General features: G+C 37.6%; 29 protein-coding genes (1 of these 29 only partly in view). 12 read left to right on the plus strand and 17 right to left on the minus strand.

What is annotated here, in order from left to right; genetic code table 11:
• Both alaS and J2743_RS07400 read left to right on the plus strand, forming a co-directional pair.
• Positions 1-2,531, plus strand: partial view of an alanine--tRNA ligase gene (gene alaS / locus J2743_RS07395; protein WP_209625935.1) — the 3' portion only. Its footprint begins 208 nt before the window's first position; 2,531 of the gene's 2,739 nt are visible here — the last part of the coding sequence; the start codon falls outside the window, past its left edge; it ends in the stop codon at positions 2,529-2,531.
• A 69-nt stretch (positions 2,532-2,600) separates the two neighbouring features.
• Positions 2,601-3,848: a methanogenesis marker 16 metalloprotein gene (locus tag J2743_RS07400; protein ID WP_209625936.1), complete on the plus strand. Its 1,248-nt coding sequence runs from the start codon at positions 2,601-2,603 to the stop codon at positions 3,846-3,848.
• A 130-nt stretch (positions 3,849-3,978) separates the two neighbouring features.
• On the opposite strand, the gene J2743_RS07405 is transcribed toward J2743_RS07400, so the two are convergent.
• Positions 3,979-4,518 carry an NTPase gene (locus tag J2743_RS07405; protein WP_209625937.1) on the minus strand — a complete coding sequence of 180 codons (540 nt, stop codon included), beginning with the start codon at positions 4,516-4,518 and terminating at the stop codon, positions 3,979-3,981.
• A gap of 141 nt (positions 4,519-4,659) precedes the next feature.
• On the minus strand, positions 4,660-5,217 hold the full coding sequence (locus tag J2743_RS07410) for a zinc ribbon domain-containing protein (RefSeq protein WP_209625938.1): 558 nt from the start codon (positions 5,215-5,217) through the stop codon (positions 4,660-4,662).
• A gap of 545 nt (positions 5,218-5,762) precedes the next feature.
• Here J2743_RS07410 and heR point away from each other — a divergent pair.
• A complete protein-coding gene (gene heR, locus J2743_RS07415) occupies positions 5,763-6,584 on the plus strand; it encodes a heliorhodopsin HeR (RefSeq protein ID WP_209625939.1) in 822 nt (273 codons plus the stop codon).
• A gap of 88 nt (positions 6,585-6,672) precedes the next feature.
• Positions 6,673-7,416 (plus strand): alpha/beta fold hydrolase, encoded by a 744-nt coding sequence (locus J2743_RS07420; protein ID WP_209625940.1) that lies wholly within the window; start codon positions 6,673-6,675, stop codon positions 7,414-7,416.
• Positions 7,417-7,528: 112 nt separating this feature from the next.
• Here the strand turns inward: J2743_RS07420 and J2743_RS07425 are convergent, their stop codons facing one another.
• The 5 genes from J2743_RS07425 to hypD all read right to left on the minus strand — a co-directional run bounded on the left by J2743_RS07425 (position 7,529) and on the right by hypD (position 12,172).
• Positions 7,529-7,756: a hypothetical protein gene (locus tag J2743_RS07425; RefSeq protein WP_209625941.1), complete on the minus strand. Its 228-nt coding sequence runs from the start codon at positions 7,754-7,756 to the stop codon at positions 7,529-7,531.
• 164 nt (positions 7,757-7,920) lie between these two features.
• Positions 7,921-8,988 (minus strand): radical SAM protein, encoded by a 1,068-nt coding sequence (locus J2743_RS07430; RefSeq protein WP_245248133.1) that lies wholly within the window; start codon positions 8,986-8,988, stop codon positions 7,921-7,923.
• Positions 8,989-9,037: 49 nt separating this feature from the next.
• The gene (locus J2743_RS07435; RefSeq protein ID WP_209625942.1) at positions 9,038-10,342 is read right to left on the minus strand and encodes a TldD/PmbA family protein; all 1,305 of its coding nucleotides are present in this window, start codon (positions 10,340-10,342) and stop codon (positions 9,038-9,040) included.
• Positions 10,339-11,004 carry a phosphoglycolate phosphatase gene (locus J2743_RS07440; protein ID WP_209625943.1) on the minus strand — a complete coding sequence of 222 codons (666 nt, stop codon included), beginning with the start codon at positions 11,002-11,004 and terminating at the stop codon, positions 10,339-10,341. The genes J2743_RS07435 and J2743_RS07440 overlap by 4 nt, the downstream gene beginning before the upstream one ends.
• Before the next feature lie 121 nt (positions 11,005-11,125).
• Positions 11,126-12,172 carry a hydrogenase formation protein HypD gene (gene hypD / locus J2743_RS07445; RefSeq protein ID WP_209625987.1) on the minus strand — a complete coding sequence of 349 codons (1,047 nt, stop codon included), beginning with the start codon at positions 12,170-12,172 and terminating at the stop codon, positions 11,126-11,128.
• 458 nt (positions 12,173-12,630) lie between these two features.
• Between hypD and murD2 the strand changes: the two genes are divergently transcribed.
• From murD2 to J2743_RS07460, 3 genes are read left to right on the plus strand one after another with little or no spacing between them, the layout of a single operon-like run.
• Positions 12,631-13,854 (plus strand): pseudomurein biosynthesis peptide ligase pMurD2, encoded by a 1,224-nt coding sequence (gene murD2 / locus J2743_RS07450; RefSeq protein ID WP_209625944.1) that lies wholly within the window; start codon positions 12,631-12,633, stop codon positions 13,852-13,854.
• Positions 13,855-13,884: 30 nt separating this feature from the next.
• On the plus strand, positions 13,885-15,069 hold the full coding sequence (locus J2743_RS07455) for an Mfer335 family protein (protein ID WP_209625945.1): 1,185 nt from the start codon (positions 13,885-13,887) through the stop codon (positions 15,067-15,069).
• Between the two features lie 43 nt (positions 15,070-15,112).
• Positions 15,113-15,802 carry an Mfer334 family nucleotidyltransferase gene (locus J2743_RS07460; protein ID WP_209625946.1) on the plus strand — a complete coding sequence of 230 codons (690 nt, stop codon included), beginning with the start codon at positions 15,113-15,115 and terminating at the stop codon, positions 15,800-15,802.
• 92 nt (positions 15,803-15,894) lie between these two features.
• Here the strand turns inward: J2743_RS07460 and J2743_RS07465 are convergent, their stop codons facing one another.
• The 6 genes from J2743_RS07465 to J2743_RS07490 all read right to left on the minus strand — a co-directional run bounded on the left by J2743_RS07465 (position 15,895) and on the right by J2743_RS07490 (position 20,659).
• Complete coding sequence (locus tag J2743_RS07465) at positions 15,895-16,572, minus strand: DUF169 domain-containing protein (protein WP_209625947.1); 678 nt, start codon at positions 16,570-16,572, stop codon at positions 15,895-15,897.
• A 175-nt stretch (positions 16,573-16,747) separates the two neighbouring features.
• Positions 16,748-17,488, minus strand: coding sequence for a phosphoglycerol geranylgeranyltransferase (locus tag J2743_RS07470; protein WP_209625948.1), 741 nt, complete (start codon positions 17,486-17,488; stop codon positions 16,748-16,750).
• Positions 17,489-17,646: 158 nt separating this feature from the next.
• The gene (locus J2743_RS07475; protein WP_209625949.1) at positions 17,647-17,793 is read right to left on the minus strand and encodes a 50S ribosomal protein L40e; all 147 of its coding nucleotides are present in this window, start codon (positions 17,791-17,793) and stop codon (positions 17,647-17,649) included.
• Positions 17,794-17,796: 3 nt separating this feature from the next.
• Positions 17,797-18,312 (minus strand): DUF367 family protein, encoded by a 516-nt coding sequence (locus tag J2743_RS07480; RefSeq protein ID WP_209625950.1) that lies wholly within the window; start codon positions 18,310-18,312, stop codon positions 17,797-17,799.
• 398 nt (positions 18,313-18,710) lie between these two features.
• Positions 18,711-19,565 (minus strand): vWA domain-containing protein, encoded by an 855-nt coding sequence (locus tag J2743_RS07485; protein ID WP_209625951.1) that lies wholly within the window; start codon positions 19,563-19,565, stop codon positions 18,711-18,713.
• A gap of 23 nt (positions 19,566-19,588) precedes the next feature.
• Positions 19,589-20,659: a magnesium chelatase ATPase subunit I gene (locus tag J2743_RS07490; protein WP_342451638.1), complete on the minus strand. Its 1,071-nt coding sequence runs from the start codon at positions 20,657-20,659 to the stop codon at positions 19,589-19,591.
• Positions 20,660-20,920: 261 nt separating this feature from the next.
• Here J2743_RS07490 and J2743_RS07495 point away from each other — a divergent pair, with 261 nt between their 5' ends.
• The 3 genes from J2743_RS07495 to J2743_RS07505 all read left to right on the plus strand — a co-directional run bounded on the left by J2743_RS07495 (position 20,921) and on the right by J2743_RS07505 (position 22,444).
• Positions 20,921-21,076 carry a hypothetical protein gene (locus tag J2743_RS07495; protein WP_209625953.1) on the plus strand — a complete coding sequence of 52 codons (156 nt, stop codon included), beginning with the start codon at positions 20,921-20,923 and terminating at the stop codon, positions 21,074-21,076.
• Positions 21,077-21,080: 4 nt separating this feature from the next.
• Positions 21,081-21,551 carry a hypothetical protein gene (locus tag J2743_RS07500; protein ID WP_209625954.1) on the plus strand — a complete coding sequence of 157 codons (471 nt, stop codon included), beginning with the start codon at positions 21,081-21,083 and terminating at the stop codon, positions 21,549-21,551.
• 188 nt (positions 21,552-21,739) lie between these two features.
• Positions 21,740-22,444: a DUF116 domain-containing protein gene (locus J2743_RS07505; RefSeq protein WP_209625955.1), complete on the plus strand. Its 705-nt coding sequence runs from the start codon at positions 21,740-21,742 to the stop codon at positions 22,442-22,444.
• A gap of 62 nt (positions 22,445-22,506) precedes the next feature.
• Here J2743_RS07505 and J2743_RS07510 read toward each other — a convergent pair whose 3' ends face one another.
• From J2743_RS07510 to J2743_RS07525, 4 genes are all read right to left on the minus strand, one after another.
• Entirely contained in the window at positions 22,507-23,172 is a 666-nt protein-coding gene (locus J2743_RS07510) for a CPBP family intramembrane glutamic endopeptidase (RefSeq protein WP_209625956.1), read from the minus strand.
• A 136-nt stretch (positions 23,173-23,308) separates the two neighbouring features.
• The gene (locus tag J2743_RS07515) at positions 23,309-23,518 is read right to left on the minus strand and encodes a hypothetical protein (RefSeq protein ID WP_209625957.1); all 210 of its coding nucleotides are present in this window, start codon (positions 23,516-23,518) and stop codon (positions 23,309-23,311) included.
• Positions 23,519-23,613: 95 nt separating this feature from the next.
• The gene (locus J2743_RS07520; RefSeq protein ID WP_209625958.1) at positions 23,614-23,808 is read right to left on the minus strand and encodes a helix-turn-helix transcriptional regulator; all 195 of its coding nucleotides are present in this window, start codon (positions 23,806-23,808) and stop codon (positions 23,614-23,616) included.
• A gap of 5 nt (positions 23,809-23,813) precedes the next feature.
• A complete protein-coding gene (locus J2743_RS07525; RefSeq protein WP_209625959.1) occupies positions 23,814-24,191 on the minus strand; it encodes a DUF2178 domain-containing protein in 378 nt (125 codons plus the stop codon).
• 408 nt (positions 24,192-24,599) lie between these two features.
• Here J2743_RS07525 and J2743_RS07530 point away from each other — a divergent pair, with 408 nt between their 5' ends.
• Complete coding sequence (locus J2743_RS07530) at positions 24,600-25,499, plus strand: alpha/beta hydrolase (RefSeq protein ID WP_209625960.1); 900 nt, start codon at positions 24,600-24,602, stop codon at positions 25,497-25,499.
• 72 nt (positions 25,500-25,571) lie between these two features.
• Positions 25,572-26,339, plus strand: coding sequence for a SagB/ThcOx family dehydrogenase (locus tag J2743_RS07535; protein WP_209625961.1), 768 nt, complete (start codon positions 25,572-25,574; stop codon positions 26,337-26,339).
• Positions 26,340-26,392: the final 53 nt, after the last annotated feature.

Genomic DNA, 26,392 nt, shown 5'->3' on the forward strand with positions numbered 1-26,392 from the left:
GAGGTCACACCCCCATAAAACGATACCCTGTCCTGGCTAAAAGATGGAGAGATGACGTTTTTCTGGTAGGTGCATCCATCTACAATTTCCAGCCATGGGTAACATCCGGACAGGTTAAGCCACCAGCCAATCCCCTTGTAGTGGCTCAACCATCCATTCGCCTGAACGATGTGGATAATGTTGGGCGTACAGGCAGGCACATGACTTGCTTCACCATGGGAGGACACCATGCCTTTAATTCCTCTGAAAACGAGGTTTACTGGCAAGATGAAACTGTTAAATACTGTCATGACTTCATAACCCACCTGGGAATAGATGAAAAAGAAATTACCTTCATTGAATCATGGTGGGAAGGAGGAGGCAATGCAGGACCCTGTTATGAAGTCTGTGTCAGAGGAGTGGAACTGGCCACCCTGGTTTTCATCCAATACCGTACATTACCAGGGGGAGAAAAGGAAGAAATCCCCTTAAAAATTGTTGATACTGGTTACGGATTAGAAAGGTTTGCCTGGATTTCTCAGGGCACACCCACTGCCTATGATGCATCCTTCGGACCAGTTATAAAAGAACTCCAAGAAATGGCAGGAGTCAAACTCAACCATCGTATACTGGGAGAAAATGCCCAAGTAGCTGGTATGATGGATATTGAAGACATAGCTGATCTGAAAACCCTGCGTTCCAGAGTGGCAGAAAGACTGGGAATCACCCTAAAAGAGTTGAAAGAAGCCACCGAACCCATGGAAGCCATTTACGTTATTGCCGACCACACCCGTTGCCTGGCATTCATGCTGGCAGACGGAGTTATACCCTCCAACGTTAAAGAAGGTTACCTGGCCAGGCTGATCCTCAGAAGGACCATTCGTTTTATTAAAAAATTAGGACTCAAAGAGTCCCTGGAGGATATAATGAATATCCAGCTTAACTTCCTCTCCCAAACCTACCCTGAGATCAGGAATAATCAGGAGTCCATTCTGAAAATCATCAAATTGGAAGAGAAACGTTACCAAAAAACCATCAGCAAAGGACGGCAAATGGTCAAAAAAACCATCAAATATCTTAAAAAGGATAAAAAGGATGAAATGCCCCTGGAAACACTTGTCAAACTCTACGATTCCCAGGGCCTTCCCCCAGATACTGTGGCAGAGATAGCCCGAGATCTGGACTTCACAGTTAAAGTACCTGATAACTTTTACACATTAGTTGCAGAACAACATTCTGAAGAAGAGGTTGAAGAGGAAGCACCGGTGGAACTGGATTACCCTGAAACCGATCTATTATTCTATGATGAACCCCAAGAAACTGAATTCAGTGCCCGATTTCTGGGATTGTATGAAAATAACATCATCCTAGATCGTACCCTCTTTTATCCTGAAGGAGGGGGACAACCCTCTGATGTAGGCTTTTTAGACACTGGAGAAGAAAAGATCAGAATCCTGCATGTTGAAAAGCTTGATGGAATCATTCTGCACAAAGTGAAAGAAGAGAAACTGGAAAAACTTAAACACCGGGTTGGTTCCTCTTTCCGGGGGAGTATTGACTGGAACCGCCGTATTTCTCTGGCACGTAACCATACTGCAACTCACCTCCTAGTGGCAGCTGCCAGAAAGGTTTTAGGGGACCATATATGGCAGGCAGGAGCACAGAAGGGTGTTAAAAAATCCAGGATCGATTTATCACACTACCAGCGTATTAGTGAAGAAGAACTCCATGAAATTGAACTTATAGCCAATAGATGGGTTATGGATAACATTCCAGTCAATGTAGAGTGGATGAATCGTACAGAAGCAGAGAAAAAATACGGATTCATACTTTACCAGGGAGGAGTGGTCCCCGGAAGCAGCATCCGCGTAGTTCAGATTCCTGGTGTGGATGTGCAGGCCTGTGCCGGAACACACTGCCATCAAACAGGACAGATTGGCCTTATAAAGATTAATAGAACAGAAAGAATCCAGGATGGAGTGGAAAGATTTGAATTCTCTGCGGGTGAAGCTGCTGTGGAATCCATGCAGACCAATGACGCTTTACTTCAGGATAGTGCTATTGTGTTTAAAGTGGAACCTAGCCAGCTGCCTAAAACCAGTGAAAGATTCTTCACTGAGTGGAAAGCCTTTAAAAACGAGATTGAACGAATGAAATCCCAGGTAGCTAAACTTAAAACAGATTCATTAACTGACCAAACTGAAACTATTAACTCACTATCCTTCCTATCAGATGAGGTTGATGCAGATATAGATGAACTGGTTAAAATGGTCACCCAACTCACTGATGATGGTGGTGTGGATGTGGTTGTCCTTGGGAATTCCGATGGGAAAATAGCAGGTGCAGCATCATCCAAGGCCATTGATCGAGGCATAAAAATCAATGAAATCATCAAAGAAACCGCTAAAATCATGGGCGGTGGGGGTGGTGGAAAACCTCACCTGGCCCAAGGAGCTGGACAAAAAGCAGACAAACTTCCGGAAGCCCTTAGATTTGTGCGTGAGACTGTGAAGGATAAGTTAGCCCAGAAAAATCTTAATGGATTTAGTTAAATGTGATTGATTAACAGTTAAATTATTTAATAGTTAAAAATGGAAATCTTTTACATCTGGTGAAATAAATTGAAAAAAACAATCCAACAGATTAACCATAAAATCAAAGATGGCAAAGCCAACATCCTCACTGCTGAAGAAGTAACCCAGCTGGTGATGGGGGGTGATGAACCCACTGCCGAAGATGTTGATGTGGTGACCACTGGTACCTGTGGTATAATGTCTGGAACCGCAGCCATCTTCCACATCCCTGTCGCAGAACCAGGAACTTTCAAGAAAGCCAAAAGTATACTTTTAAATGGCGTTCCAGGCTTCCCTGGGCCCTGTCCCAATGAATGGTTGGGTTCAGTTGATTTGATGATTTATGGAACTGCCCATAGCATAAACGACCCCCAGTATGGTGGAGGATTCCTCTTCAAGGAACTGGTTAGTGGGAAAGAAATTGAAATTGAAGCAGAAGATTTTGAAGGTAATATCATGAAATCAACTGCCACATTAAATGATTTTGGAACTGCCCAACTGATTGGAACCCGTTCTGCATTTAAGAATTACACTGCCTTTGTAAATCCATCTCCTGAATCTGTTAAATCCATATTCAATGCTGTGAAAATGGATGGACCCTTTAAAGGAATTACATTCTCTGGTTGCGGGGAGCTTAACCCCTTACAAAACGATCCCCAACTAAATTCCATCCATAAAGGCAGCAAATTACTCATTAATAATTCTGAAGGATTGTTCATTGGCACTGGAACAAGAAGCAGTCCTGAAAAGCCAAATATGATGATAACTGCAGATATGAAAGAAATGGACCCCCATTATATTGGTGGTTTTCGTACCGGAGCTGGTCCTGAGGTTTACAATAGTGTGGCCACGGCCATACCAGTCCTGGATGATAACATACTCCAACATACCTTCGTTAAAAATGAAGACATTTCTCTTCCCATCGCGGATATAAGGGGACGTCACAGCGTTTTGAGCCAAACCGATTATGGTGTGTGGAGAGATGTTGATGAAAGACCTACTTATGAAGAAAGTCTTTGTCAGAGGTGTGAAACCTGTCTGGTTGAAGATAGATGTCCTACAAAAGCCTTCCAGAACCATGAACTGAATAAAGTCCGGTGCTTTGGCTGTGGGATGTGTGTTTATTCCTGTCCCTTCAGTTCTTTCCAGATGGAAACCGGTACCGTCTCCATGGATTGGAAAGGTGAGATTAAAACGTTGGATGTTATCTGTCGTCAGTCGGATATTAAACGTGCCCGTGAACTGGCGCGTGAACTTAAAAACAGGATTATAAATGGCGAATTTATCGTTGGATAACCTTTGTTGGATAACCTAAAATATCTGAAATTTTCACTTATTTTGTACTGTCCACCTAATACCCATATCCTATCCTTAGGATTCTAAGGATATAATTTCCCCTAATGATATCCTAAGGATATAATTTCCCCTAAGGCAATTTATCTAAGGATTCAAGTATCTTTTCAGTTATAGAATCCCTATTTTCTGAGGTTATATGGAAAATTTTCACATCTTCCCTATTTTTAACCTTCAAAATAAATGGGTGCTGGGAACGTTGATGAATTACTGCAATTACTGTTTTTTGACTATCCATTGCCTTCCAAACAGCTTGAGGAAAATCTGCACTTTTCAGTTCCATAGGTGCGATTTCATCAATGAAAATATAATTTAACGTCCCTATTGCATTTTCAATGGCAGTTATACCAATTTCTATAATATCATCCAGATTTACAGTGTATTTACCAACTTTTGGGCCTTGAATATGGTTATGAAGGTGGGTACTGGCCAATACTCCCTTTCTACCCGAGGCAATGTCAATAATATTAAAACCAGTTCTTTTACCCTTTTCTCTTATTTCAGGACAGTAAATACCCCCAACAGAATAACCTTTAGAAGTTAAGGTTTTTTTAATCTCTTCTAAAACCGTGGTTTTACCCACACCGGGAGGGCCAGTTATAAGAATATTCATATTAACAATTTGAATAGTTTTAGATAAAAAAAGTAAATGTTAACCTAACTATAATCTTTTTTTATACTACTTGTTTTCACTGTTTGCATATTGTTTTTACTATTTATATGGCTATTAATATTTTATATGTTGTAGAAAAGCCTATATTTTAGTGGAAAAGAATATGATTCCAATTACAAAACCAAATAAGAGTGCTATTACCAGTAAGAGGAAAATAGTTCCCCAAATGGAACTTCCTTTTTCTTCAGTCCCATAATACTCATCTAGATCATAACCACGGTATTTTTTCTTTTTATATCCGTTAGGATTATAGTTCTGCTGATAATCTCTGTTTTGATTATATTTCTCTTTATAAGGTTTATTCTTATAAGATTTATTTTTTTTATAAGGGTTATCCTGGTTATCCTGCTTATAATCTCTGTCCTGATTGTACTGGTAATTGTTATCAGGATTTTGTTGATTATGGTCCTTATCAGAATAATTATCCTCATTCTGATAGGTATCATCATAATATTTGGCGGCAGAATAGTCTTCATCTAGATCATATGGTTCAGTGGGAACTTCCCTTTGCTCATGGTATTCTCCCCTAAGATACTTGTTCTTCAAGGGTTTGTATTCAGAGGTTGATAGTTCCATTCCACATTTAGGACAATATGTGTCCCATTTACGAACTTTAGTACCACAATTTTCACATTTCATAGCGAACCTCGGCTTGATCACCGCATAATCAAATTTACGTTGCTAATTCCTATTATTAACCACCTATTCATGTGCAATTTCATCATGACAAAGCCATCACTAATAATTCTATAAATCTAACTGTTTTTTCATTTTACTACAATCCCATCTTTTTTTAAAAAAACGGAGATATTCCCATTTAATGGATATGTTTTTCTAGGGATTGTGTGCCATCATGGATGTTATGGAACTTTTTCTATCACATGCCACTGTGATCATATCATATCCTTTATTTTTCAACAACATGATTGGCTTGCGGTTGTTTTAAAGGTCCTGTTACCTTTGTATACTATAATTTGATTAATATTTTCTCTAAAGTTACATAAATGGTTTTCCAGTAGAAATAAAGAAAATATGATAAAATAATATTTTCATTGAAAGTATACCAATGTGGATCGCTACTCATGTAGATGTGTACCAGCTTATTTTTTTCAAACAATTTGCAAGATCTCTACAATATAATAACTCTATCGGACAAATATTATAGTAACAAGGGGGGAATGATAATGAATAATGAACTAAGAAAAGAACTTATTGCCAAGTCACCTATTAGTTTTGAAGGGTTGAGAAAACTTAACATTGCTGCTGGTTCACTGCACTTAATCCAGGGAATTATAATGATCGCCTTGGGTTTATGGTTGACATGGACCCAGGATATCTACACTTTCTACCTTAAATTCACAATAATATCATTAAAACCTTTTGAAGCTCAGATCGTTCCAGATCCAACGGTTGCATTTACTGTTAGCTACCTAGGAGTGATTCTTTCCTCATTCTTATTGATTTCCGCCATTGCCCATTTTGCTATTGCCTTTGTAAAAACCAAAAACTACAATGAGAACCTGAAAAAGGGTATGAACCCCTACCGTTGGTATGAATATTTCTTCTCCAGCTCCATTATGCTGGTGATAATCGCGACCTTCGTAGGTGTTTGGGATTTATGGTCTCTGGTAATGATCTTTGTCCTGAATGCCGTGATGATCATGTGCGGCTTTTTGATGGAGAAGATCAACTATTACACCAAAAAAACGGATTGGTCCGCATATCTAGTGGGATGTCTTTCCGGATTCGCCCCATGGATTGTTTTAGCAGCCTATTTCGTAGCAGCAGTGGGATCAACCGAAACAAATCCACCAGATTTCGTTTACGCCATATTGCTCGTATACTTTATCATGTTCAACACCTTCTCCATTAACATGGTTCTACAGTATAAAGGCGTTGGTAAATGGAAGGATTACCTCTATGGTGAACGGGTGTACATAATCCTCAGTTTAATTGCAAAAACTGCACTGGCGTGGCTAACATTTATAGGAATTTTCGCACCGTGACACCAGGATTGGGAGATTGAAAGGATGATCTGGCAGAAGGCTAGATTAAAATCTTATTTTTTTAATAAATCTATAAACGGTCATTTAAATGAATGAATCCCCATCTAAAAAGAAAATAATCGTAATCACGCTCGTAGTAGTTGCCGTAATTACAGCAAGTGCTTTTATCTATTATGTTTCCGATTATTATCATGCCGATGCAAATGCTTTAGCGGCATTAAACTCAACTGAAGCCTACAGTGTACAAAATACAGGTGATTTTATTACATTCACTCCGGCTGGTAACAAGAGCACCACTGGAATAATATTTTATCCAGGAGGCAAAGTACAAGCAGAATCTTACTCTGTAATAGCTTCTAAATTGGCGGAAAATGATTATACCATTATAATTGCAAAAATGCCATTTAATTTAGCATTTTTTGGTACGGATAAAGCAGATGATGTCATTGAAAATCACACAGAAATAGATTCATGGGTAATGATGGGTCATTCGCTGGGGGGTGTTTATGCATCTGAATATGCGGTAAATCATCAGGATAAAATTAAAGGAGTTATTTATTTAGCTGCCTATCCACCATCAAATGCATCAAATGCCACCTTCAAAGCTCTGTCCATTAGAGGATCTCTGGATAATGTAATCCTGGAAGAGGATATCTCAGGAAATCTTGATAAATTCCCAAAAAACACCACTTTCATCACCATTGAGGGAGGTAATCACTACAATTTTGGTGATTATGGAGTTCAGGCCGGTGATAACAACAGCACCATCACCCGGGAAGAACAGCAAAAACAGACCATTAACGCCATAATTGAATTTATTAAGGGCCTTTAAGATTAAAAAAAGGCAAAACTACGCTAGAATAAAATTTATACCAAAATGAAAATTAGACTAAAATGAAAATTAGACTAAAATGAAAATTAGACTGGATTAATTCAATTGAAGGTTAAGGTATAACCCTCAGATAATGTGCCTCATTTGCCCCGGCATTGAACTCTATACTGGAAACCTCATCCATCCAGTCTTCGAATATTTTCCAGAGAAGGTCGTCATCAGCATAGATACAGAAAACTGGTTCATCCCCATCTTCCATAACAAACTTTTCCACATCCCCATAATCTCGTTTAATGTCATTAAAAATCTCATCTGCCAATTTTTGCTTGTTTTCTTCCATAAAACATCACACACCATTAATATTGTAACACATCTTATCTCAAATAATAAATTTATTCTTTAAAATTCTAAAATAATCCACAGGAGTAAACCTAGATCAGGAATAGAACTTCATTTAATTTCATGAATAAAATTTTATTTACATTTTATGTACCAGCATATTAACTATAGTAAATTTTTAAACCCTACACCCTTAGCATAGTCAATTACTTCACCAACTTCACCATAAGTTGGGAGTCTGGAGATCTCTTCATATTTATCAGCATGGTACACAGGATGGTACTGTCCCATAATGTTCAACACCACTTCTCGACCCAAATTTTGAGATATCCACCTTAGGAGAGGTTTTGAACAACATTCCACATGATTAGGCAGGACTAAATGTCTGATTATTATATCTCCTGCCTCCCAGGCCATTTTATGATTCCTTTCCACCACCTCCATATAATCAGGAATACTGGAAAGTCGCTGGGCACATTCATTGTTACCATATTTGAAATCTGTGAGGTAAAGATCAGCAAAACCATCCAGAAGGTGCATGGCATCCTCAGAGAGATACATGTTACTGTTCCAAATTACAGGGATGTTCTTCCTTACCAGTTGCATGGTGCGAAGTATGTAATGAAGGTTGGGGGTGGGGTCACCTCCCACAAAATTGACATTACGAGAACCTTCATTTATTCTCTTTTCAATGATCAGGGCAAGGTTTTTAGCTTCCACACTGATGCCCCTGGTTGGTTGCTGGCTTATATCCCAATTTTGACAGTATACACAGTTAAAATTGCACCCTGCAAAGAATACAGTGTGACTGGGTACCAATACTGGTTCTTCACCCACATGCAGGAATTCAGATGCGATTAAAGGATTTTTCACCCCACAACATCCTTTTTCAAGATTTCGGTTCACTTCACATGCTTTTTCGCAGAAATTGCAGTGATGAAAAATTTTCTCGGCGAGTTTAACTTTAAGATCAAGGTAAGAGAAAAAAGGTTCTGTTTTATTAGATCTAAGGGTGTCTGCTATCTTTTCAACAACATGTTGATCCAAAGAAGACCGTTCTTTATAAAATTGATTGAAATCCTTCTTTAGATGTTCATGCTCCCTCCAAAGATGTTCTTCATCATCACTGTCTTTTGCATCCATAAAAAAAGCTACTTTACACCTTGATAGTTGCTGGTTAGTCATTACCGCCAGATAATTTGAAAGAACATGTTTGATGGTTTGATTAGTCATTTTTTCCACTTAAATGACCTTTAACAGTGCACCACTTATCATACCACTATTATCCCACTACTCTTAAATTGGACGCATTTATGGAAGGTAAGATAAAAGGTCCTAATTGTCTCTTTTTTTGTGATGCTGCTGTGGCATCTTTCAATATGGAAAATATATTCCCGGAAAGCATCGCCTTCTTTACTGGGTATGCTATTTCTCCTTTCTCAATTTTAAAGGCATTCATGGCTTCTACTGAAAAATCTCCGGATATGGGGTTGGCAGTGTGCGCCCCCAGAACATCGGTTACTAATATTCCATTTTTTATTTCTGAAAGCTCTTCACATTCTTTGAAATCCACAACCAGGTTGGAAAGACCTACAGCTGGCATGTCTGTGAATGATGCTCGCATCCCATTACCAGTACTCTGGATTTTTCCCTTGTTGGCTGTGTGAATGTCATAAATGAAGTTTTTAAGAATTCCATCCTCTATGATAACCGTTTTCTGGCTGGGTGTTCCCTCTCCATCACCACTAGAAGAGTTAAGACCCCCCTTGATAGTTCCATCGTCGTATATGTTAAGTGAGTGGGATGAAACTTCCTTTTCCATCCTGTCAGCATATATAGATCTACCCCTCTGCACATTATCCCCATGGATGGCCTGTGAAAATGTGGACAGGAGACCTGAGGCAGCATGATGGTCCAATAAAACTTTCATATCTCCAGTTTCAACTGTTTTTCCTCCCCTGGAATTTAAAGCTATTTCACATGCTTTATTAGCTATTTTTTCCGGATCTATGTCCAGTTTCCTGGATGAGTCAGATTCACTGGCTGTGGAAACACCCTCTCCGTCAGGTACATTGACAGCTATGAAACCAGAAAAATAAGTAGAAACATCTTCACAGTGCGTGCTCTCAGAATTGATGAGTAAAGTTTTATAACAGCCAGCAGAAATTCCACCAGATGTTGGTTGGCATTTGTTATCAATGACTGTGGCAATCATGGATTTTCCGAGGTTTATAGTATCTTCCAACTCCAGATTTTGAAATTTGGGGTCATATATGCCCTTTATTGTGGGGTATTCTGATTTGGAGGCAAAGTCAAAGTTTTCATCAACCTGGTTGGCATGTGCATTGGAAACTGCCTTTTTGACTGTTTTTTCTAACAGTTTAGTTTGTGTGGTGTATGCGAAACCCATCTTATCATCACAGATGACCCGAATACCCACGCCCAGGGAGTATGCTTCCTTGGCAAAGTCCACCCTGTCATTCTGAATAGTGGCATCCGCATTTTCCGTAATTTCTATGTAAATTTCAGCTTGATCAGCATTTTTCAGAGCATAATCCAGTGTCTGGTTAGCTAAATCATTCATCATGATAAAAACCTCTCTAATGCTTCTTTAACTCCATTTCCATATGGTTTTTTGGTAACATAGTCTGCTATGTCCTTAAGTTCAGGTTCTGCATTGGCCACTGCCACTTTCAAACCTGCAACCTTCAGAAATTCCAGGTCATTTTCACTATCACCCACAGCCATGATCTCCTGTGGTTTTACACCAATATCACGAGCTACGCGCATCAAGGATGAACCTTTGTTTACTGTTGGATCGGTGATGTGCAGTGCAAATTTGGTGTCATATATACTCACATCAAAATCTTTGAGATGATCTTTTACTGTTGTCACAGGAAGGGTTCGGTAAATCGCTATTTCTGAAACCCTTTGATCTGAAAAATCCACTTTTTCAAGGGGATATTTTTCTTTTAAAAATTGATAGGCAACTTTGCATTTTTCAATGTCTCCCAGAATCTGCCTTCCCTTGGTTGATTCAATGACTCCTCCGTTTTCTGCCACTAAACCTCCTGATGTGCCAATAAATATGGAAAGAGTTTTAGTGACTGGGAGAATGTTTCCCGTGACTATTATAACAGGAATGCCTTTTTCTTCGGCGTTTCGAAGAGATTCCAATGCACTGCAACATAACCTTCTCTTACTATCAGTTATGGTACCATCAACATCCACGGCTATCGCTTTAATCAAGTTATCACCACTCCCCTGGAATATTCCATCGAAGATATGATGGAAATTCAAATATAGGTCCCCAATAATTGTATTTTAATTTTAATGGGTTCTGATGAAACATAAATATTGATTTAATCTATTAAAAGGAACCATAACGGTGGGCTATGTTACAAGTTCCTTCTTTACTCACCATACATGCCCCTATAGGGTTGGTGGGGTTACATTCATTACGGAATAGTTTACAATCTTCAGGTCTAGCCACTCCTCTTAGTATGGCTCCGCAGATGCAGCCAGTAACTACTTCTGGAATAGTGCCAACTTCAATGTCAAATTTTTCTCTGGCATTGTGATGGGAGAATTCATCTTTTATGTCCATAACTGAGTTGGGTATGGGTGGGAATCCTCTCCATTCATTAGTTGTGATGTAAAAAACTTCTTTAAGGAGTTCTTGGGCTTTTATATTACCTTCTTCCCGGACTGCACGTTTATATTCATTTTGAACTTTGGCTTTGCCCTCGTCAAGTTGTTTCAGTATTAAGTAAACAGCTATGAGAACATCCATAGGGTTGAAACCTGTTACAACCTGTGGAATTCCATATTTTTCTGAGAATATATTATAGGGTTTGGTTCCAATGATAGTTGAGACATGTCCCGGCTCTATGAGGGCGTTAAGATTCACTTCTCCTGATTTTATAAGGAATTCCAGAGCTGGAGGTATTAACCGATGACATGATAAGACTGAGAAGTTTTCGGGAGGATTTGAAACTAACTCTGCTGCGGTAGTGGGTGCTGTGGTTTCGAACCCTGCAGCCATGAACACCACTTCATTATCAATTTTTTGAGCTAGTTCTACGGCATTATTAACTCCGTAAACGATTCTAACATCAGCTCCTTCGGCTTTTGCATCAGCCAGGGATCCTGTTCCACCAGGCACCCTTAACATGTCACCAAATGTGGCTATGGTAACCCCTTGTCTGGCCAGTTCCAGACATTCTTCTACTTCACGTGCTGGAACACAGCAAACCGGACATCCTGGGCCGGCAACTACTTCCACCTCTTTAGGTAATAATGATCTTAAACCATACTGCATGATGGTGTGTTCATGTGACCCACATACATGCATTATTTTTACTGGTTGGGCAATGTCTTCTATGCGTTTTACTATTTTCTCAGAGAGATCTTTCATTGTGTTCATGAGCGCCACCTTATACTAGATATAGATTAAACAAACTATCAAACTTAACATCAACCTAATTTAATACTTCATACATTCCATCTATTCTCTAATATCTGATTTTATCCTATCCTATTATTGATTTGAAGATATTGTTGATATTGTTTATATTGTTATATGCTTTATGGGATGGTTACCTAAAAAAATGTCAGTTTCAAAAAAAGTAGTAATACAACAGATAAACTGGAAAATTGATGATTTTGTAACAATTTTTTCAAATCATGCATTATTATAAATGTTTATTGGGAAATTAAAGTACTATCTACTCTAAAATGACCATATATTACAGTAAAATGATTATTGAACTGTGAAGGAGATACATGAGTTAGAGTTATATACTAAATTGTCAAAATATTTTTAAGCATGTTAATAAATGATACTGTTTAGAAATAAGAGTAATGGTAGTTAGTATGAAGGTTGCTGTGATTGGGCTGGGTGTAGAAGGCATTAATGCCGTTCGATCCCTTCTAAATCATGGTTATGCTGTTTATGCTTCTGATGTTAATCATGATATTGAATTAGAGTCTGATGACAATCTGGATGTTGATCTGGGATTTCATGATTTTGATAAAATAGAAAATTGTGATGCAGTTGTTTTAAGCCCAGGTTTATGGCATCATCATGATTTCCAGAAATTCAAAACAAGTGGAAAACTATTATCTGATATTATTACTCTAGAACGACCCCAGTTCACCATAGGGGTAACTGGTACCAATGGTAAAACTACCACCACCATGATGATTTCAAGTATACTGCAAAAAGCTGGTATGAAGGTTCTCACTGGTGGAAATGCAGGTGGAGGATTTAAAGGTTACACTGAAGTCATTCTAGAAGCTGAATCATCTAATTATGACATTTTACTGGTAGAAGTCTGCGATATGACCCTGGATTTCTGTCAAAATGCATTTGATTTTGACTTGGTTGTGGTGACCAATATAGGTAGAGATCACCTGGAAGTACATCAATCACTTGAAAACTATTTGAAATCCCTTGCAAAGTTTGTTAAAGGAAAAAAACTTGTTTTAAACCAGGAAGATGAAATTTTCACCGAGTTAATTGACGAAACAGTGAAAACTCATTTTTTTACGAAAATTCCCTATGAATTGAACTTATTCGGAAAATTCAATCTGAAAAATGCTGGTGCAGCCAAAAAAACAGCCGAAATATTAGGAATATCAGATGAAATCATCAAAAGGGCCCTTAAACAGTTCCATGTTTTACCCGGGAGATCAGCAATTATTGATTTTCCCCACTCTAAAATAGTGGTTGGAAAAACTGATAACGTTGATGCGACAGTAGCTGTACTTGAAGAGGCCGAATTCCCTGTAATAATACTGGGAACTCCGCGTAAGGGAGAAATATGTCGTTTAGACATTTTCCGAGAAGTTTCTAAAAGAAAATCTAAGATCATTGCCATTTTCCCTGGACTTGATGATACTCTTGAGGATGCGCAAAAAATCTTAGAAGAAGAAAATTACAAAGGGAAGGTTTTAGTCCTGACTGATGTGGATGATGTTGTGAAATTTGCTCTTGAATGCTCAGAAAGGTATCCAAATGTATTCATTGGTGGTAATGGTCAACGTAAAATTATAGAAATAACTGAAAGTTTAAAGGAGGCCATTTCGGCTAAATAAAAAAAAAAATAAATTATGGGGGATTAAAAAATGCGCAGATCTTTGTTAAATCCGATACTGGCCTTTGTTGTTTTGATAATACTGATAATCAGTTTTAATTATGTTGGGAATACCATCGATAACTATTTTCCTGCACAAAAACCAGAAGAAATCACATCTATGTCCATTGGAGATACAGTGCTAACCGGTATGAAGGTGATTGATGATGCTAAAATCAGGAAAGTGCCGGTCATATATCATCCAGAATATTTAATGAGTTTGTTCCAAGAAGAAAAATATCTACCGATTATAAACGGACTATTAACCGGAGCTTTGGAAACCCCCATTTCTCAAATGGCCAGTGGCAGCATATCCCCACAGGGAGTGGCCCAAGGATTTGAAGGCCCTGGTTTTCTGAGTGTTAAGGGTCAGCAACTGGTGGTTAACCCGCCACAAACATTTGTATGGGCTTATAAAACTGGATACACCGTAGGGGTGAAAACTGAAAATGGTGTAGAAATAAGAAATGGTGGAACATCAGGAAAAGTCATAAAGGAAGTAGCTGAATCTGATATTAACAACAATACCATCCCCCAGGATTATGTTTCCATTACCACATTTAAGAATTGGTACAATAAAGCAAATGTAGGAAATTACATCTATTTAGATTATTCACTCGCCGGATTCAATGATGGTAGAAACCAAGTCACCCCTGACCAGATTGAAACCTTTTTCGGAGAGTCTGTAGTGACCTACATGAAAAATTATCCAGGTGGATCTCCAGTTATGGCTTATATGGGAAACCACACTGAGAACGTTACTATAACTTATTCTCAATCTTTAGGTTCTTATCCAGAATATGGAGATTATTCCCGGGCTTATAATGCTAAAGCATTCGCTATGGCATGGAATGGTACAATAATACCTCCTAAAACTGGATCTAGTGGAAAAGAGAATATTGGTTTCGATCCTTGCCCTGATCCTAACGCCACTGGCGGATATGCAACCCATGGAGTCTGTCCAGCTGCCAGAGCACTGCGAGGCGCTACTACCGGTTCAGGTTTACCTTTACCCAGTGGAATTTTATGGGGAGAATTGTCCGTAGCTTATGATACCAGCCCCACTGTGGGAGTTAAAGTATACAACACCAATGATTATCCTATAAAAATTGTGATGTGGACTGAAGGAAGCGGAGCCGGACTGGTAGTCTACGGTAGAGTGGTTAAACTTACTTAGCTCTTTATTTATTTTCCCATTTCATTTTTTAGGAGATAAACTTATGAAAAAGCCCATTAAAATTCATAATGTAGATGTTTCATGCATTGTCACTGCAGCCGGGAAAAATCGGCGGATGAGAGAAGATCTTCAAAGTAAAGGGATGGATATTCAGCATAAACTTCTTTTTAAAATCAACGGTGAACATATCATAAATTACACTGTTAAAAAAGCACTTCAGACAGAAATAAAAGAATGTGTGGTTGTTTTAGGACATTTCATGGATGAATTATATTCTGCATTGGAACATATAGAAGATCCAAGACTCAAAATAATTGAAAATCCCGACGTTAATGTGGAATTATCTCAAACCCTAGTTAACGGTGTTTTAAATGCAAAATATGATTACTGTCTCTGTTTGGCAGGGGACCAACCCACAGTAACCACGGAAACTATGCAAAACCTGGTGAATCAACTTTTAAGATGTCCAGAACCAGAGAATTCTGTATCTATCCTTGCCCGTGGAAAAACTGGATACTTGGATAGTGCTAAAGGGTTGGGAATGCCTTTTGCATGTCATTGTTTACTGCTTGAACAGTACCTCCACGGTGAAGATGATAATTTGAACCCAATCCTCAGGAAGATGGTTGCAGATGGAGTGTCACTTTATGGAGTACATGGACAAAATGAATTAGAATTAATTAATATCAACCGTTATGATGATTATCTTAAAGTTTTAGAAAAAATGGAATAAATATAAAAACAAATAACACTGAAATAACTCATTTTTAGGATGTATTTAGGATAACACTAATAAAATGGAATAAAAAAAATGGAAAATATGTTTTAACTCATATTCTCCAGTGCATTAACCACACAGCCAATATTTTCTCCAGTAAGGCCGATGATAACTTCATCATCTTTTACATCAGCATATTGTCTGGAACCACTGCATCCCAGGGTGATGTTAGGCTGACGGCGTGTGAATGGCCCTGCAACAGCATCTGCACATATTGATTGGATTCCAGCAAAATCAACCTCTACTCTTCCACCCATGGTGTAAACCAGAGCTTGTGAAAGTATCATAGCCTGAGCCGGGTTGGCGATGATAACTATGACATCTGGATCAAAATTAGCCTTTTCCAGTGGTGCGTATACCAAGGCATACATCCTGGTGTCAACTTTAGGTATGGCTTTCATGGTGGTTCTAGCGGATCCCACACTGGAGAAACGTCCTAATCCATAGTAGAATTCTCCTGTTTTAATCTTTTCAGGTGGTTCTTCGAGACCCAGAGCAGCAGATCCTCCTTTACACATCTGTTCTTCAGCTGTGGCATAAAAAATATCTCCCTGGCTAGCTTTTTGTACCAGTTCACAGTGTCGCATTTTTCCATCCATTTTCGCAACACCTTCAGGGACATCTTCTTCCCTTAAAACAAATTTTATGGCAACCGGAGATTTTTCAAGATTTAAATGTTCCTTTAATTTATTGGCTATGAAATCGTATCCATTTGAATCACACATACTATTCACCTCTTACATGAAGTTATAGATTTATTTAAAATATAATTTTTCTATTATAATTTTCTAAATAATTTTAATATGATGCCTCTGATAAAATAATTCCTCTGATAAAAATTGCTAACAATATAATATAAAAAAGGGATTTTGAAAAGTATAAAAATTTAAAAAAGAATAATCATTGAACTGATTTAATGCCTTCTACAATCTCAGAGATCTTTTCTTTGATATGGGATGTGTTTTCCACCACAGTACCAGTTACAATGATATCAGCACCAGCCTGAGCTACCTTCTGAGCGGCTTCTCCAGTTCTGATACCCCCACCCACAATTACCATGTGATTGGTGTACATCTTAACCTTCTGAATCATCTCTGCAGGAATGATCTCTGCTGCTCCAGAACCGGCTTCCAAATAAAATAGTCTCATTCCCATGAATTCAGCTGCCATAGCATAGGCCACTGCAAGATCTGGCTTCCTGCGAGGGATTAACTTGGCATCTCCAACCCATCCTGCCGTTTCTCCGGGTTCAACAATCAGATATCCCATGGGGATAGTTTCTATACCAATTTTTTTGATTTTGGGGGCTCCTAAAGCCTGGGCACCTATAATCCAGTAAGGGTTATTGGAGTTTAAAAGACTCATGAAAAATATGGCATCTGCATAGGCACTTACACCAGTGGTGTTACCTGGAAAGAGAATAATTGGAACATCCAGATTTTTTTGAAGTAGTTTAGCTGTTTCATCAAGTTCTTGGGAATCAGTGGTGGATCCTCCTAACATAATACCATCAGATCCTCCAGCAACGGCTTCTGTGGCAATTTCCAGGGCTTTTTCTGGATCTTGATCCTCGGGATCTAAAAGGGTAAGGTGAACTTTTCCGTGCTTAAGAGCTTCTTTTAGATATTCTTCAACTTTCATCAGAAACACCTGTTTAATTAAACTAAAACGATTTTAATCACTATTAAATAAATTATAATAAAATTTTGCCAATTTATCAAAACATAAAACAACAAAAAAATTTTAAAAAATAATTTCTTCTATGGTCCTCCGAAAAATCGGAGGGATTAGAAAAATGTTTATCCTCGTGGCTCTTTGGCCTTGAATCTCAAACCCTTGTATCCGCACTTACGACATGTTTTAGCGGTTGGGGGGTTTCGAGCGTTACATTTGAGACAAACTTTGATCTTGAATATTCTATTCTCTGCTTCTTCAAATCTAGCCATTATTTAGCCTCCTATAAATTCATTCTGAATATCTACAACTTCCCTGCTACTGCGAGCCCGGGAGTATGCCTCTAAGAGCTCATGGTTAAGCTCCAGAAAATGAGGTCCCCACTTGAAGTGGGACATAATCTGAATAGCATTATCTTTAAGCCCCACTATATATAAGGTTGCTGCCACAGCTTCGGCAGTGGACAGTATACATGGTTTCCCATAGTTAGTGGGGTTGGCAGCCACCAGGAAAGGAAGGGAACGATGGGTTTCTGTGCCTCTGAACATAGCAGAGGACTTGTCAATCCGTTTCCAGGAACAATCAAGCCCGACAATTCCTTTTTCAACTACCAAATCATGGTCTTCTGGTGACACTGCCTTCGGTGAGAATGGATCCAATACTAAACCACCCCTTGGAACTTGGTTGAGGCGAGTGACCATTTTGATCTCCTTCAGCTTGGCCAGTTTACGGGTAGTGCATTTTTTGGGATCACATTGTTCGGCGTGGTATACAATTACTTTATGAGGCATAGAATCAAAAGGGAAAGGTTTTACTTTATTATATGGATATTAACAATTTTTACTTGCATTTGATTTTAACTTATATAATCAAAATTTATTTTAAAAATACCATCACATCTTGAATTATGTATTTTGAAATAACTGGTATTTAGTCTTTGTACATGAAAAATCTTTTTAGGTAACAAAATTAAAGTCAATTCTTAAATATTAAATTCCTTAAATTTCTTAGTAAACTCGGTTTCATGCTCAACATCCAAAGTAAGAGTACCATCCCGTTGAGTTACTAGATTTTGTGCAAGTTAAAGCCCATAAATCTGTGGAAAATCAAGTTCGATATCTTCAGATAGGCTCAGTATATATTTGGTATAACACCATCAAAAAAATTGAATGTGAAAGGTAATAAGATTTTAAAGATTTTCTCGTTCAAAATCTAATATTTTAGAAACAACCCTGCCTGGATCTTTTAACTCTTCTATATCGTAATATCGTCCCCCGGCAGCCAGGGCCAGTTCCATGTTCACTTCATGACCATAACGTACTGATCGTTCGAAGTTAACAACTATGGTGTGAATCTCTTTAGCTTTAATTTTCTCAGCAACATTGAGGGCATCTTTCATAGGACCCTCCTCTAAAGCTACATTAGGCATGCCATCAGAAAGTATGAGCAATAAAGGCACAAATTCATCCTTTAATTTCTCTTTTTTCAGAATTTCATAACTTTTTTTCATTCCAGCTGCAAGGGGAGTTGTTCCTCCAACACGAATATTATCTATTTGCTCCCGGAACGATGTCGCCCTACGAGTAGTAGGAATAATTATCTCTGCATTCTCTCCTTTAAAGCCAACAACACTTATCCTGTCCTGATGACGATTTGTGTCTTGAATAACACTATGTAATATCCCTTTTAATCTGTTGGCTTTCTTATCAGAGAACATTGACCCACTGATATCTACCAACATAACTATAGAAGCTTTAGCACCGTGTTTACGGACTTTATGACGTAAATCTTCAGTTTTGACTTTAATTTTTCCATTAGAACTTAATGCAGCAGCTCGGAGGGTTGCATCAATTGCAACATCACCCGAAGAGTCTTTAGGAAGCTTACTCTTAATATAACGTCCTTTTTGTGTCTTTGAATCGACTCTTTTACCATATAGACGATTTTTCTTTTTCCCCTTCATCTTAAGAAGTTTTTCCACATCAACCTCTTCTTCCTGGGCCTCAACATTCTGTTCATCCTTTTTGAGAGTTTTAAGTTTCATGCCCCTCTTTTTCTGGTTTTCATCTATTTTACTTGGGGCTTTTTTTTATCATCCTCCTTATTTTCCTGTGAAATTTCATTTACAGCATTTTGTATTTGTTTTTTAATTTTGTCCTGATCTAATGATTTTTTCTGGAATCTTTCACCCAGTACTAATGCAGCTGCCTCTTCCACATCAATATTTTCAACCGCATTATGTTTATAGTACGCTGCAAGGGTTTTTGAAGCTTTTAAAATAGCAATGTCAGCCCGATGCCCATCAACTCCCATATCAACACATAAATGGGCAATCACTTTCATCATATCCTCTGACACTTCTACTTTATCGAGAAGTTCCCTGGCCTGGATAATATTTTCAAGTATCTGGTCCTGATATTCTTGGAATTTCTCTCGGAAAGAATAAGGATCCTTTTCAAAGGCTTCCCTTCTTTCCATGATCTTCACACGATCATCGATGTCCATAATGCTTGCAACTGAGATCTGCAATCCAATCCTATCAGATAACTGGGGTCTGAGTTCTCCTTCAGCAGGATTCATGGTTCCCACCAATATAAAGTTAGATGGGTGAGTTAAAGATATACCTTCCCTTTCTACAGTGTTTATTCCATAAGCAGCAGCATCCAATAGCACATCCACCAAATTATCATCCAGAAGGTTAATTTCATCAACATAAAGTATGTTACGGTTAGCATCTGCAAGGATACCTGGTTCTAATGATTTCATTCCCTCTTTAAGAGCCTTTTCTATGTTAATAGATCCTACCACCCGGTCTTCGGTGGCTCCCAACGGCAACTCAACCACCCTCATCTTTTTTTCCTCGACCTGGATATCCTCAGATTTTTCAGTCTTACATGACTCACAGAGAGACCCCTGATCATCTGGATCGCAGTTGAATGGACATCCTTTTACAACTTTTAATGGAGGTAAAAGATCTGCCAATGCACGTACTGCCGTGGTCTTGCCAGTTCCCTTATCACCCTTAATCAACACCCCACCTATAGATGGGTTTATTGCATTTAACACCAGGGCTTTTTTAACTCTTTCTTGACCAACAATAGCTGAAAATGGGAAAATCAAGTTTTTCAATAGTCTCACCATCTCAATCGGAATATAGTCCCTACTAATTTAGTTTATGGATTTTTAAAAGTGTTATTATATAGATTTTTATAGAATAAATAATGTGCCATCCTTAATCAACAAATAACACTTTTCATTGGTATTTTATCATTAAATTTAATCCAAAAATGCATCCATATATATCACCTTCTTGAATTCCCAAGAGTTTCTATTTTGTATCAAGTTTAATCCCCAAAAAGTAAATAATATCACGTACACAAAAGTTAGTGGTGATATGTAATGTGTTCTGTAGGCGGCCCCATGGCTGATCTTAAAATGAAAAAACTTAAAACCAAACGATACCGTTGTTTAGATTGTGAAAATGAGTTTAAAGGTATTGGAAGGAGAATAGTCTGCCCATCCTGTCAGTCTGATAATGTAGAAGAATTAGAGTAAACCCATGGTTCAAAAAATTATCCTGGAAAATAATGAAATTATCTTTTTAAAAGGAAAATCAGGGACTGTTGGTGTGGTCAAATTCGCAAAAAATGGACAAATATTCATAGGCACCCCTGATAAAGAAGAAGTTGTGATGTTCCTTGAAAAAGATGATATCATTGCTGTTTCAGCACTTAACTCTGGTCCTTTAACAGAAGAAGGGATAAAATCATTGATTTTTTTGTTGAGAGATATGGGAACTCCCTTAGTGGTCCTTCCTAAAGATCACCCTACTTCAAAAAGATTGCCAATGGTAGCCAGTTGTGGGGAAACAATACGTCTGGATTGTAACATAACTCCAGGAACTCATCCCGAACAGAATATACTATGCGCCTGTGAAGATCTATCGGGAATCCTGATGAAAGCCACTGCTGGTGGGGTAGAAATCCACGGATCCCTCAAAGATTTTAAAATAGAGAAATTTCAGGAGTGATATCTTCACAACACAGTTATATGAAAAAAAAGTTGCAATTTAATAACCACTTTAATATATAACATGATATAGATTATACGCACTTAACATTCTCATTAAAATAAAGGTAAAACAGATGGATATTCTCAGTTTAACCAGGAATTCCAGATATTAATAAAAAAAGTGTTACTACTTATTAGATGATTAACATGACTATTGCTGAATTTTACCAGATATTTGGCCAGGTTGTTTTCGTGGCAGGAATCCTTCTACTGGTTCTGCTATCGGTAACCCTCATACTAGGCCGCATGCTAATTGAAAAAGACCGTTTGATCTTTCCTAAATTACTCCTTTTTACTATGGATGTTTTTTACGGACTTTTCAAAAAATTTTCAGAAAGTGTGGGTGTGGATGCGAAAATTGTGGACCACATTGGTGTAGAAGTCCGAAATAAGGTTAATGAAAAAATTTTCCAAAAAATACAACCCAAAGATACAATTATAGTTTTACCCCATTGCCTGCGACACCTGGATTGCGAGGCAAAATTGGAAACTTCTGGCCTGGTATGCGAAAACTGTAACCGCTGCGTAATCGGAGTTTTAAAGACTAAAGGGGAAGAAATGGGCTATAAAGTGTTCATAATCCCTGGTTCAACCTTCCTCAAGAAGATAGTGGAACAAAACAAGTTTAAGGGAGTTATAGGTGTTGCTTGCTTCCAGGACCTCAATTTGGGGATGATGGAACTTTCTAAGTTCTCCTGTCAGGGCGTGCCCCTCCTTAGAGATGGTTGTGTTAATACCAAAGTGGATAGCCGTGCAGTTCTGGAAAAAATGGGTGTTAAACTCAAAGAAGCCAAAAAACTGGCACCAAAAAGCTCCTGCAGTACGGATCCTGATAAGAGAGGATCTTTCTAGACTCTAAAAAATAATAGCCAATTTTAAAAAATTAATGAATATTAAAAAGACATTTTTGTTTTTTATGGCTCAAAAAGATTCCATAGACCATGGAAAATAATTGAAGCATAAGTTTTGCCTGTTTTTAACCGCAGATAGCCTACAAAAAGACCTAAAACCAGACCAGCCATCATTTTTAAGGCCATGATCAAACCCAAATTTGAATATCGGATTAAAACATCAGCATAACCCAGTTGCCATACACTGAAAAGTAGTGTAACCGTTAAGAATGTTAAACCATCCTGGTTGATCATTCCTTCAGATGCACGTATCTTACTCCAGATATAACCTCTGAATACTAGTTCTTCAAATACAGGAGTTATGATGGCATATGAGAGCAGGTAAATGAGAATATAAAACTCCCATTCAAAGACAAACTGGCTTAATATGAGAATAGTGAGTAATGAAAACCCCATAATATAAATTATCTTGTTTTTTAGTCGAATATTATTCCATCTAAGCCCAAGATCATCTAACGATGGTTTAAAGTATAAAAGTAGGATTATACCTACAATTATAAAGTCTAATCCTCTTAAAATCAGGAATAACGATGCACCTGGTTTTACTGTGACGAACAAAAATTCAAAAATGGCTACTCTTGAAACATGTATAATAGCTAATACAACCACAATTTTTAAAACCAACTTTAAAAAGTTATTCCTGTCTTTGATAGTGCTAAATAGTTCCATAAAATTTCGTTTATTTGTTTTTGTTTGTGTTAATCATTTAATAAATCGAAATATCCTCAATCCATACTTTAAAGAATCCATTTTAAAAAAAGGTTAATGATAAGCACATCTGCTATTTATGCACTTATCCTGCAGTTTATCTCATTTTTCTGTTGCATATCAACTTTGATCCTAAGAAAATCACATTACCTGCCAACAAAATCGTGAACTGCAGACCCAATTCACCTTTACTAAAAAAGTCGAACAGTGCCCAGACTAATAAGGCTAGATCATAAAACACAAAGGCATAAACTGCTGACTTCTCATTTTGAAATCTTTCCATCTCATCTACTTTTTCCATGTTCATTTATTTCCTCCTTTACATAGTTTTATCAATACTATGAATATGTTAGAAGATTTTTGGGTGTTTTATTATAAACTGATACTTTTACAGTAACTTTGTTAATCTTGATAAATGAAAACATCTTCAATCTGTATTTTAAAGAATTTAGCTATTTTAAAAGCTAAAATCAGTGAAGGATCGTATTTTTCTTTTTCTATGGCGATTATGGTCTGTCTGGTTACTCCCAATTTTTTGGCAAGTTCCTCTTGAGTTAAATCCTGCACAGCCCTGTATACCTTGAGATTATTCTTCATGTGAATCAGGACCCATATTTTTTATTGTAATATCCATAGAAAATGTAGTATATAGCTAAAAGGGCAACTGCCGCGTAAGAAAGAGTAAAACCTGCCTGTGTGTAATCAGGATATTCATTTCTCAGTATAATAAGAAACATTCCAATAAAAGCTATAGAAATAGAAAAAACAACTATGGCAATTCGAGATGCCTTTTCACTAACTTTAATTATTCTTTCATCTTCCAAAACCTCATCAGTGCTTTTTTTGTAGATATATGATATCATAGTCCCAATTACAATTGCCAGGATGGCTGGAAGGATGGTTCCAAGAGTAACAGATAGTCCCACTATTATTGCCACAAATAGGGTAACAATTATTCTTAAAATCTGATAATTTTTCATAAGATCACCTTAATAGTCTTTTTAGAGGTTTAATATTTTCTGGTGTAGTATAGGTGTGATGCAAAGTACAGCATAAAAAATGAAAACTGTTTTTTTGTTTATTTTATAAATATCCATTTCAGTTAATATCCATTTCATTTCCACCCATGTAAATAGTACTTAACATTATGTTATATAAACTTTACTAAAAGTAAAGTATGTTATTCTATTACTATACTGTAAAATACTATAAATCCAAAAAAAATTTTAAAAATCAATTTTTACCCCTTTAAAAATCGTGGGTTGGTAGAAATACCATCCAAATGTATAAAATCATTAAAATTATGTTTAATACAGCACTATAATATTAAGATCAAAAAACAAATAATAACAGGAAAATGTTTACCAGCAATCCAGGTGGGTTTTTATTTGAACAAAAACACTGATGATCTTCTTAAAATTATAAAAAATCAGTTTAACCTTGAAGAGGACGATCTGGGAGTATTACGCAGGGAATTTGATGAGTTTTATCTTTCCTTCAGTTCCAATGGCCCTCTAAAACTAGTAGAAGAAAAAGAGTCCCCTGCACCTTCCTACTGGATTGTTACACCTAAAAGCAGTCATGACAAAATTATTCTATTTTTCCATGGAGGTGGTTTTAACATGGGTTCCACCCATGGCCATCAGGACCTCTGCCAGAGATTATCCAAACACACCGGTTACTCAGTTTTCAGTGTTGATTATCGTCTGGCACCGGAAAATCCCTTTCCTGCGGCAGTAGAAGACTGCATCCGATCCTATCTCTGGCTACTGGATGAAGGATTCAAGGCCCATGATATAGTTATATCTGGAATTTCTGCCGGAGGTAACCTGGCTCTTTCCACCATCATTGCATTGAAGAAAATAGAAGAAGAATTACCACTCTGCCTAGTTTGTATGTCCCCTGCAGTAGACCTCACATTTCCAGTTGTTTACAACCATTTGAAGGATGTAAAAGACTGGATTAACCATGAAAGACTTGAAAAAGTTAAGGAACTGTATTTACAGGAACAAAGCCCATTTAATCCTCTTGCTTCACCAATTTACGGAGATTTAGATGGTTTCCCACCCCTTATGCTTCAGGCAGGGAGTCGAGAACTTCTACTTTGTGATATTAATCGTTTCAAAGGCCTGGCAGTCCAAAAAGATGTGAAAGTGAATCTGGAAGTTTGGCAGGACATGTTTCACTGCTGGCAGATTTTTTATTCCCACCTACCTGGAGCCGACGAACCTGTGAGGAGCATAGGTGAATTTATAAAGGAAATATCAGGAGAAGTCCCACAAAAATAATCATTTGATAAAATCACGACATAAATATAACTTAAAGAGATAGAAGCTAAAAATAGATAGGGGAGAGGAAAAATGAATCTGGAACAATACCGTTATTTTCTAAAGGACTCCATAAGGAAAACCATAGATTTCTCCAGTACAGATCAAAGCAAAGGAATCAAAGCTCCGCCCATTGAAAAACCTTATTCTCCAGGTTCGAAGAAATTCGGTCTTGTTAACGCTGATTGGAGCAAACATTTTAACATTTCTCTTTCGGAAGCTATTAAAAATCGGGAAAGCCGCAGAAGATATAAAAAACACCCGTTAACACTTTTTGAACTATCATTTCTCCTCTGGGCAACTCAAGGGGTGCGCAAACATGTTGGTGATTATGCTTTCCGCAATGTTCCATCAGCTGGTTGTCGTCATACCCTGGAAACTTATTTGGCGATTTTTAATGTGGAAAAAACTGAAAATGGAGAAAAATTTGAACCAGGAATATATCGTTACCTACCTTTAACCCATGAACTGCTTTTTGAATTCAAAAAAGACCATCTTCAGGAAAAGATGATCAAAGCCACTTTCGGTCAAACATTCGTCGGACAATCCGCAGTGACTTTCATATGGACTGCTATCCCCTATCGTATGGAATGGAGATATGGGTTGGACTCTCATAAAGTGATAGCCATGGATGCCGGACATGTGGGGCAGAATATGTATCTGGCCTGTGAAGCAATTGGAGCAGGAACATGTGCTATAGGAGCCTATGATCAGGAATACCTGGATGATTTATTACATTTAGATGGTAAAGAAGAATTTGCCATCTATTTAACTCCAGTGGGAAACATTGATAAGGAATAAAAAAGGGGTAAGTGAATTCTTTTTAGACCAAGTCGATTATGAAATCATAACCA

The organism is Methanobacterium petrolearium, from assembly GCF_017873625.1.
Classification (GTDB): Archaea; Methanobacteriota; Methanobacteria; order Methanobacteriales; family Methanobacteriaceae; genus Methanobacterium; species Methanobacterium petrolearium.

Coding starts and splice junctions, on each gene's coding strand:
- heR (WP_209625939.1), top strand. CDS start 5,763: ATGAATAATGAACTAAGAAAAGAACTTATTGCCAAGTCACCTATTAGT.
- J2743_RS07510 (WP_209625956.1), bottom strand. CDS start 23,172: ATGGAACTATTTAGCACTATCAAAGACAGGAATAACTTTTTAAAGTTG.
- murD2 (WP_209625944.1), top strand. CDS start 12,631: ATGAAGGTTGCTGTGATTGGGCTGGGTGTAGAAGGCATTAATGCCGTT.
- J2743_RS07460 (WP_209625946.1), top strand. CDS start 15,113: ATGAAAAAGCCCATTAAAATTCATAATGTAGATGTTTCATGCATTGTC.
- J2743_RS07505 (WP_209625955.1), top strand. CDS start 21,740: ATGACTATTGCTGAATTTTACCAGATATTTGGCCAGGTTGTTTTCGTG.
- J2743_RS07405 (WP_209625937.1), bottom strand. CDS start 4,518: ATGAATATTCTTATAACTGGCCCTCCCGGTGTGGGTAAAACCACGGTT.
- J2743_RS07420 (WP_209625940.1), top strand. CDS start 6,673: ATGAATGAATCCCCATCTAAAAAGAAAATAATCGTAATCACGCTCGTA.
- J2743_RS07485 (WP_209625951.1), bottom strand. CDS start 19,565: ATGAAACTTAAAACTCTCAAAAAGGATGAACAGAATGTTGAGGCCCAG.
- hypD (WP_209625987.1), bottom strand. CDS start 12,172: ATGAAAGATCTCTCTGAGAAAATAGTAAAACGCATAGAAGACATTGCC.
- J2743_RS07480 (WP_209625950.1), bottom strand. CDS start 18,312: ATGCCTCATAAAGTAATTGTATACCACGCCGAACAATGTGATCCCAAA.
- J2743_RS07430 (WP_245248133.1), bottom strand. CDS start 8,988: ATGACTAATCAAACCATCAAACATGTTCTTTCAAATTATCTGGCGGTA.
- J2743_RS07435 (WP_209625942.1), bottom strand. CDS start 10,342: ATGATGAATGATTTAGCTAACCAGACACTGGATTATGCTCTGAAAAAT.
- J2743_RS07525 (WP_209625959.1), bottom strand. CDS start 24,191: ATGAAAAATTATCAGATTTTAAGAATAATTGTTACCCTATTTGTGGCA.
- J2743_RS07455 (WP_209625945.1), top strand. CDS start 13,885: ATGCGCAGATCTTTGTTAAATCCGATACTGGCCTTTGTTGTTTTGATA.
- J2743_RS07425 (WP_209625941.1), bottom strand. CDS start 7,756: ATGGAAGAAAACAAGCAAAAATTGGCAGATGAGATTTTTAATGACATT.
- J2743_RS07495 (WP_209625953.1), top strand. CDS start 20,921: ATGTGTTCTGTAGGCGGCCCCATGGCTGATCTTAAAATGAAAAAACTT.
- J2743_RS07410 (WP_209625938.1), bottom strand. CDS start 5,217: ATGAAATGTGAAAATTGTGGTACTAAAGTTCGTAAATGGGACACATAT.
- J2743_RS07515 (WP_209625957.1), bottom strand. CDS start 23,518: ATGAACATGGAAAAAGTAGATGAGATGGAAAGATTTCAAAATGAGAAG.
- J2743_RS07465 (WP_209625947.1), bottom strand. CDS start 16,572: ATGTGTGATTCAAATGGATACGATTTCATAGCCAATAAATTAAAGGAA.
- J2743_RS07475 (WP_209625949.1), bottom strand. CDS start 17,793: ATGGCTAGATTTGAAGAAGCAGAGAATAGAATATTCAAGATCAAAGTT.
- J2743_RS07535 (WP_209625961.1), top strand. CDS start 25,572: ATGAATCTGGAACAATACCGTTATTTTCTAAAGGACTCCATAAGGAAA.
- J2743_RS07520 (WP_209625958.1), bottom strand. CDS start 23,808: ATGAAGAATAATCTCAAGGTATACAGGGCTGTGCAGGATTTAACTCAA.
- J2743_RS07470 (WP_209625948.1), bottom strand. CDS start 17,488: ATGAAAGTTGAAGAATATCTAAAAGAAGCTCTTAAGCACGGAAAAGTT.
- J2743_RS07500 (WP_209625954.1), top strand. CDS start 21,081: ATGGTTCAAAAAATTATCCTGGAAAATAATGAAATTATCTTTTTAAAA.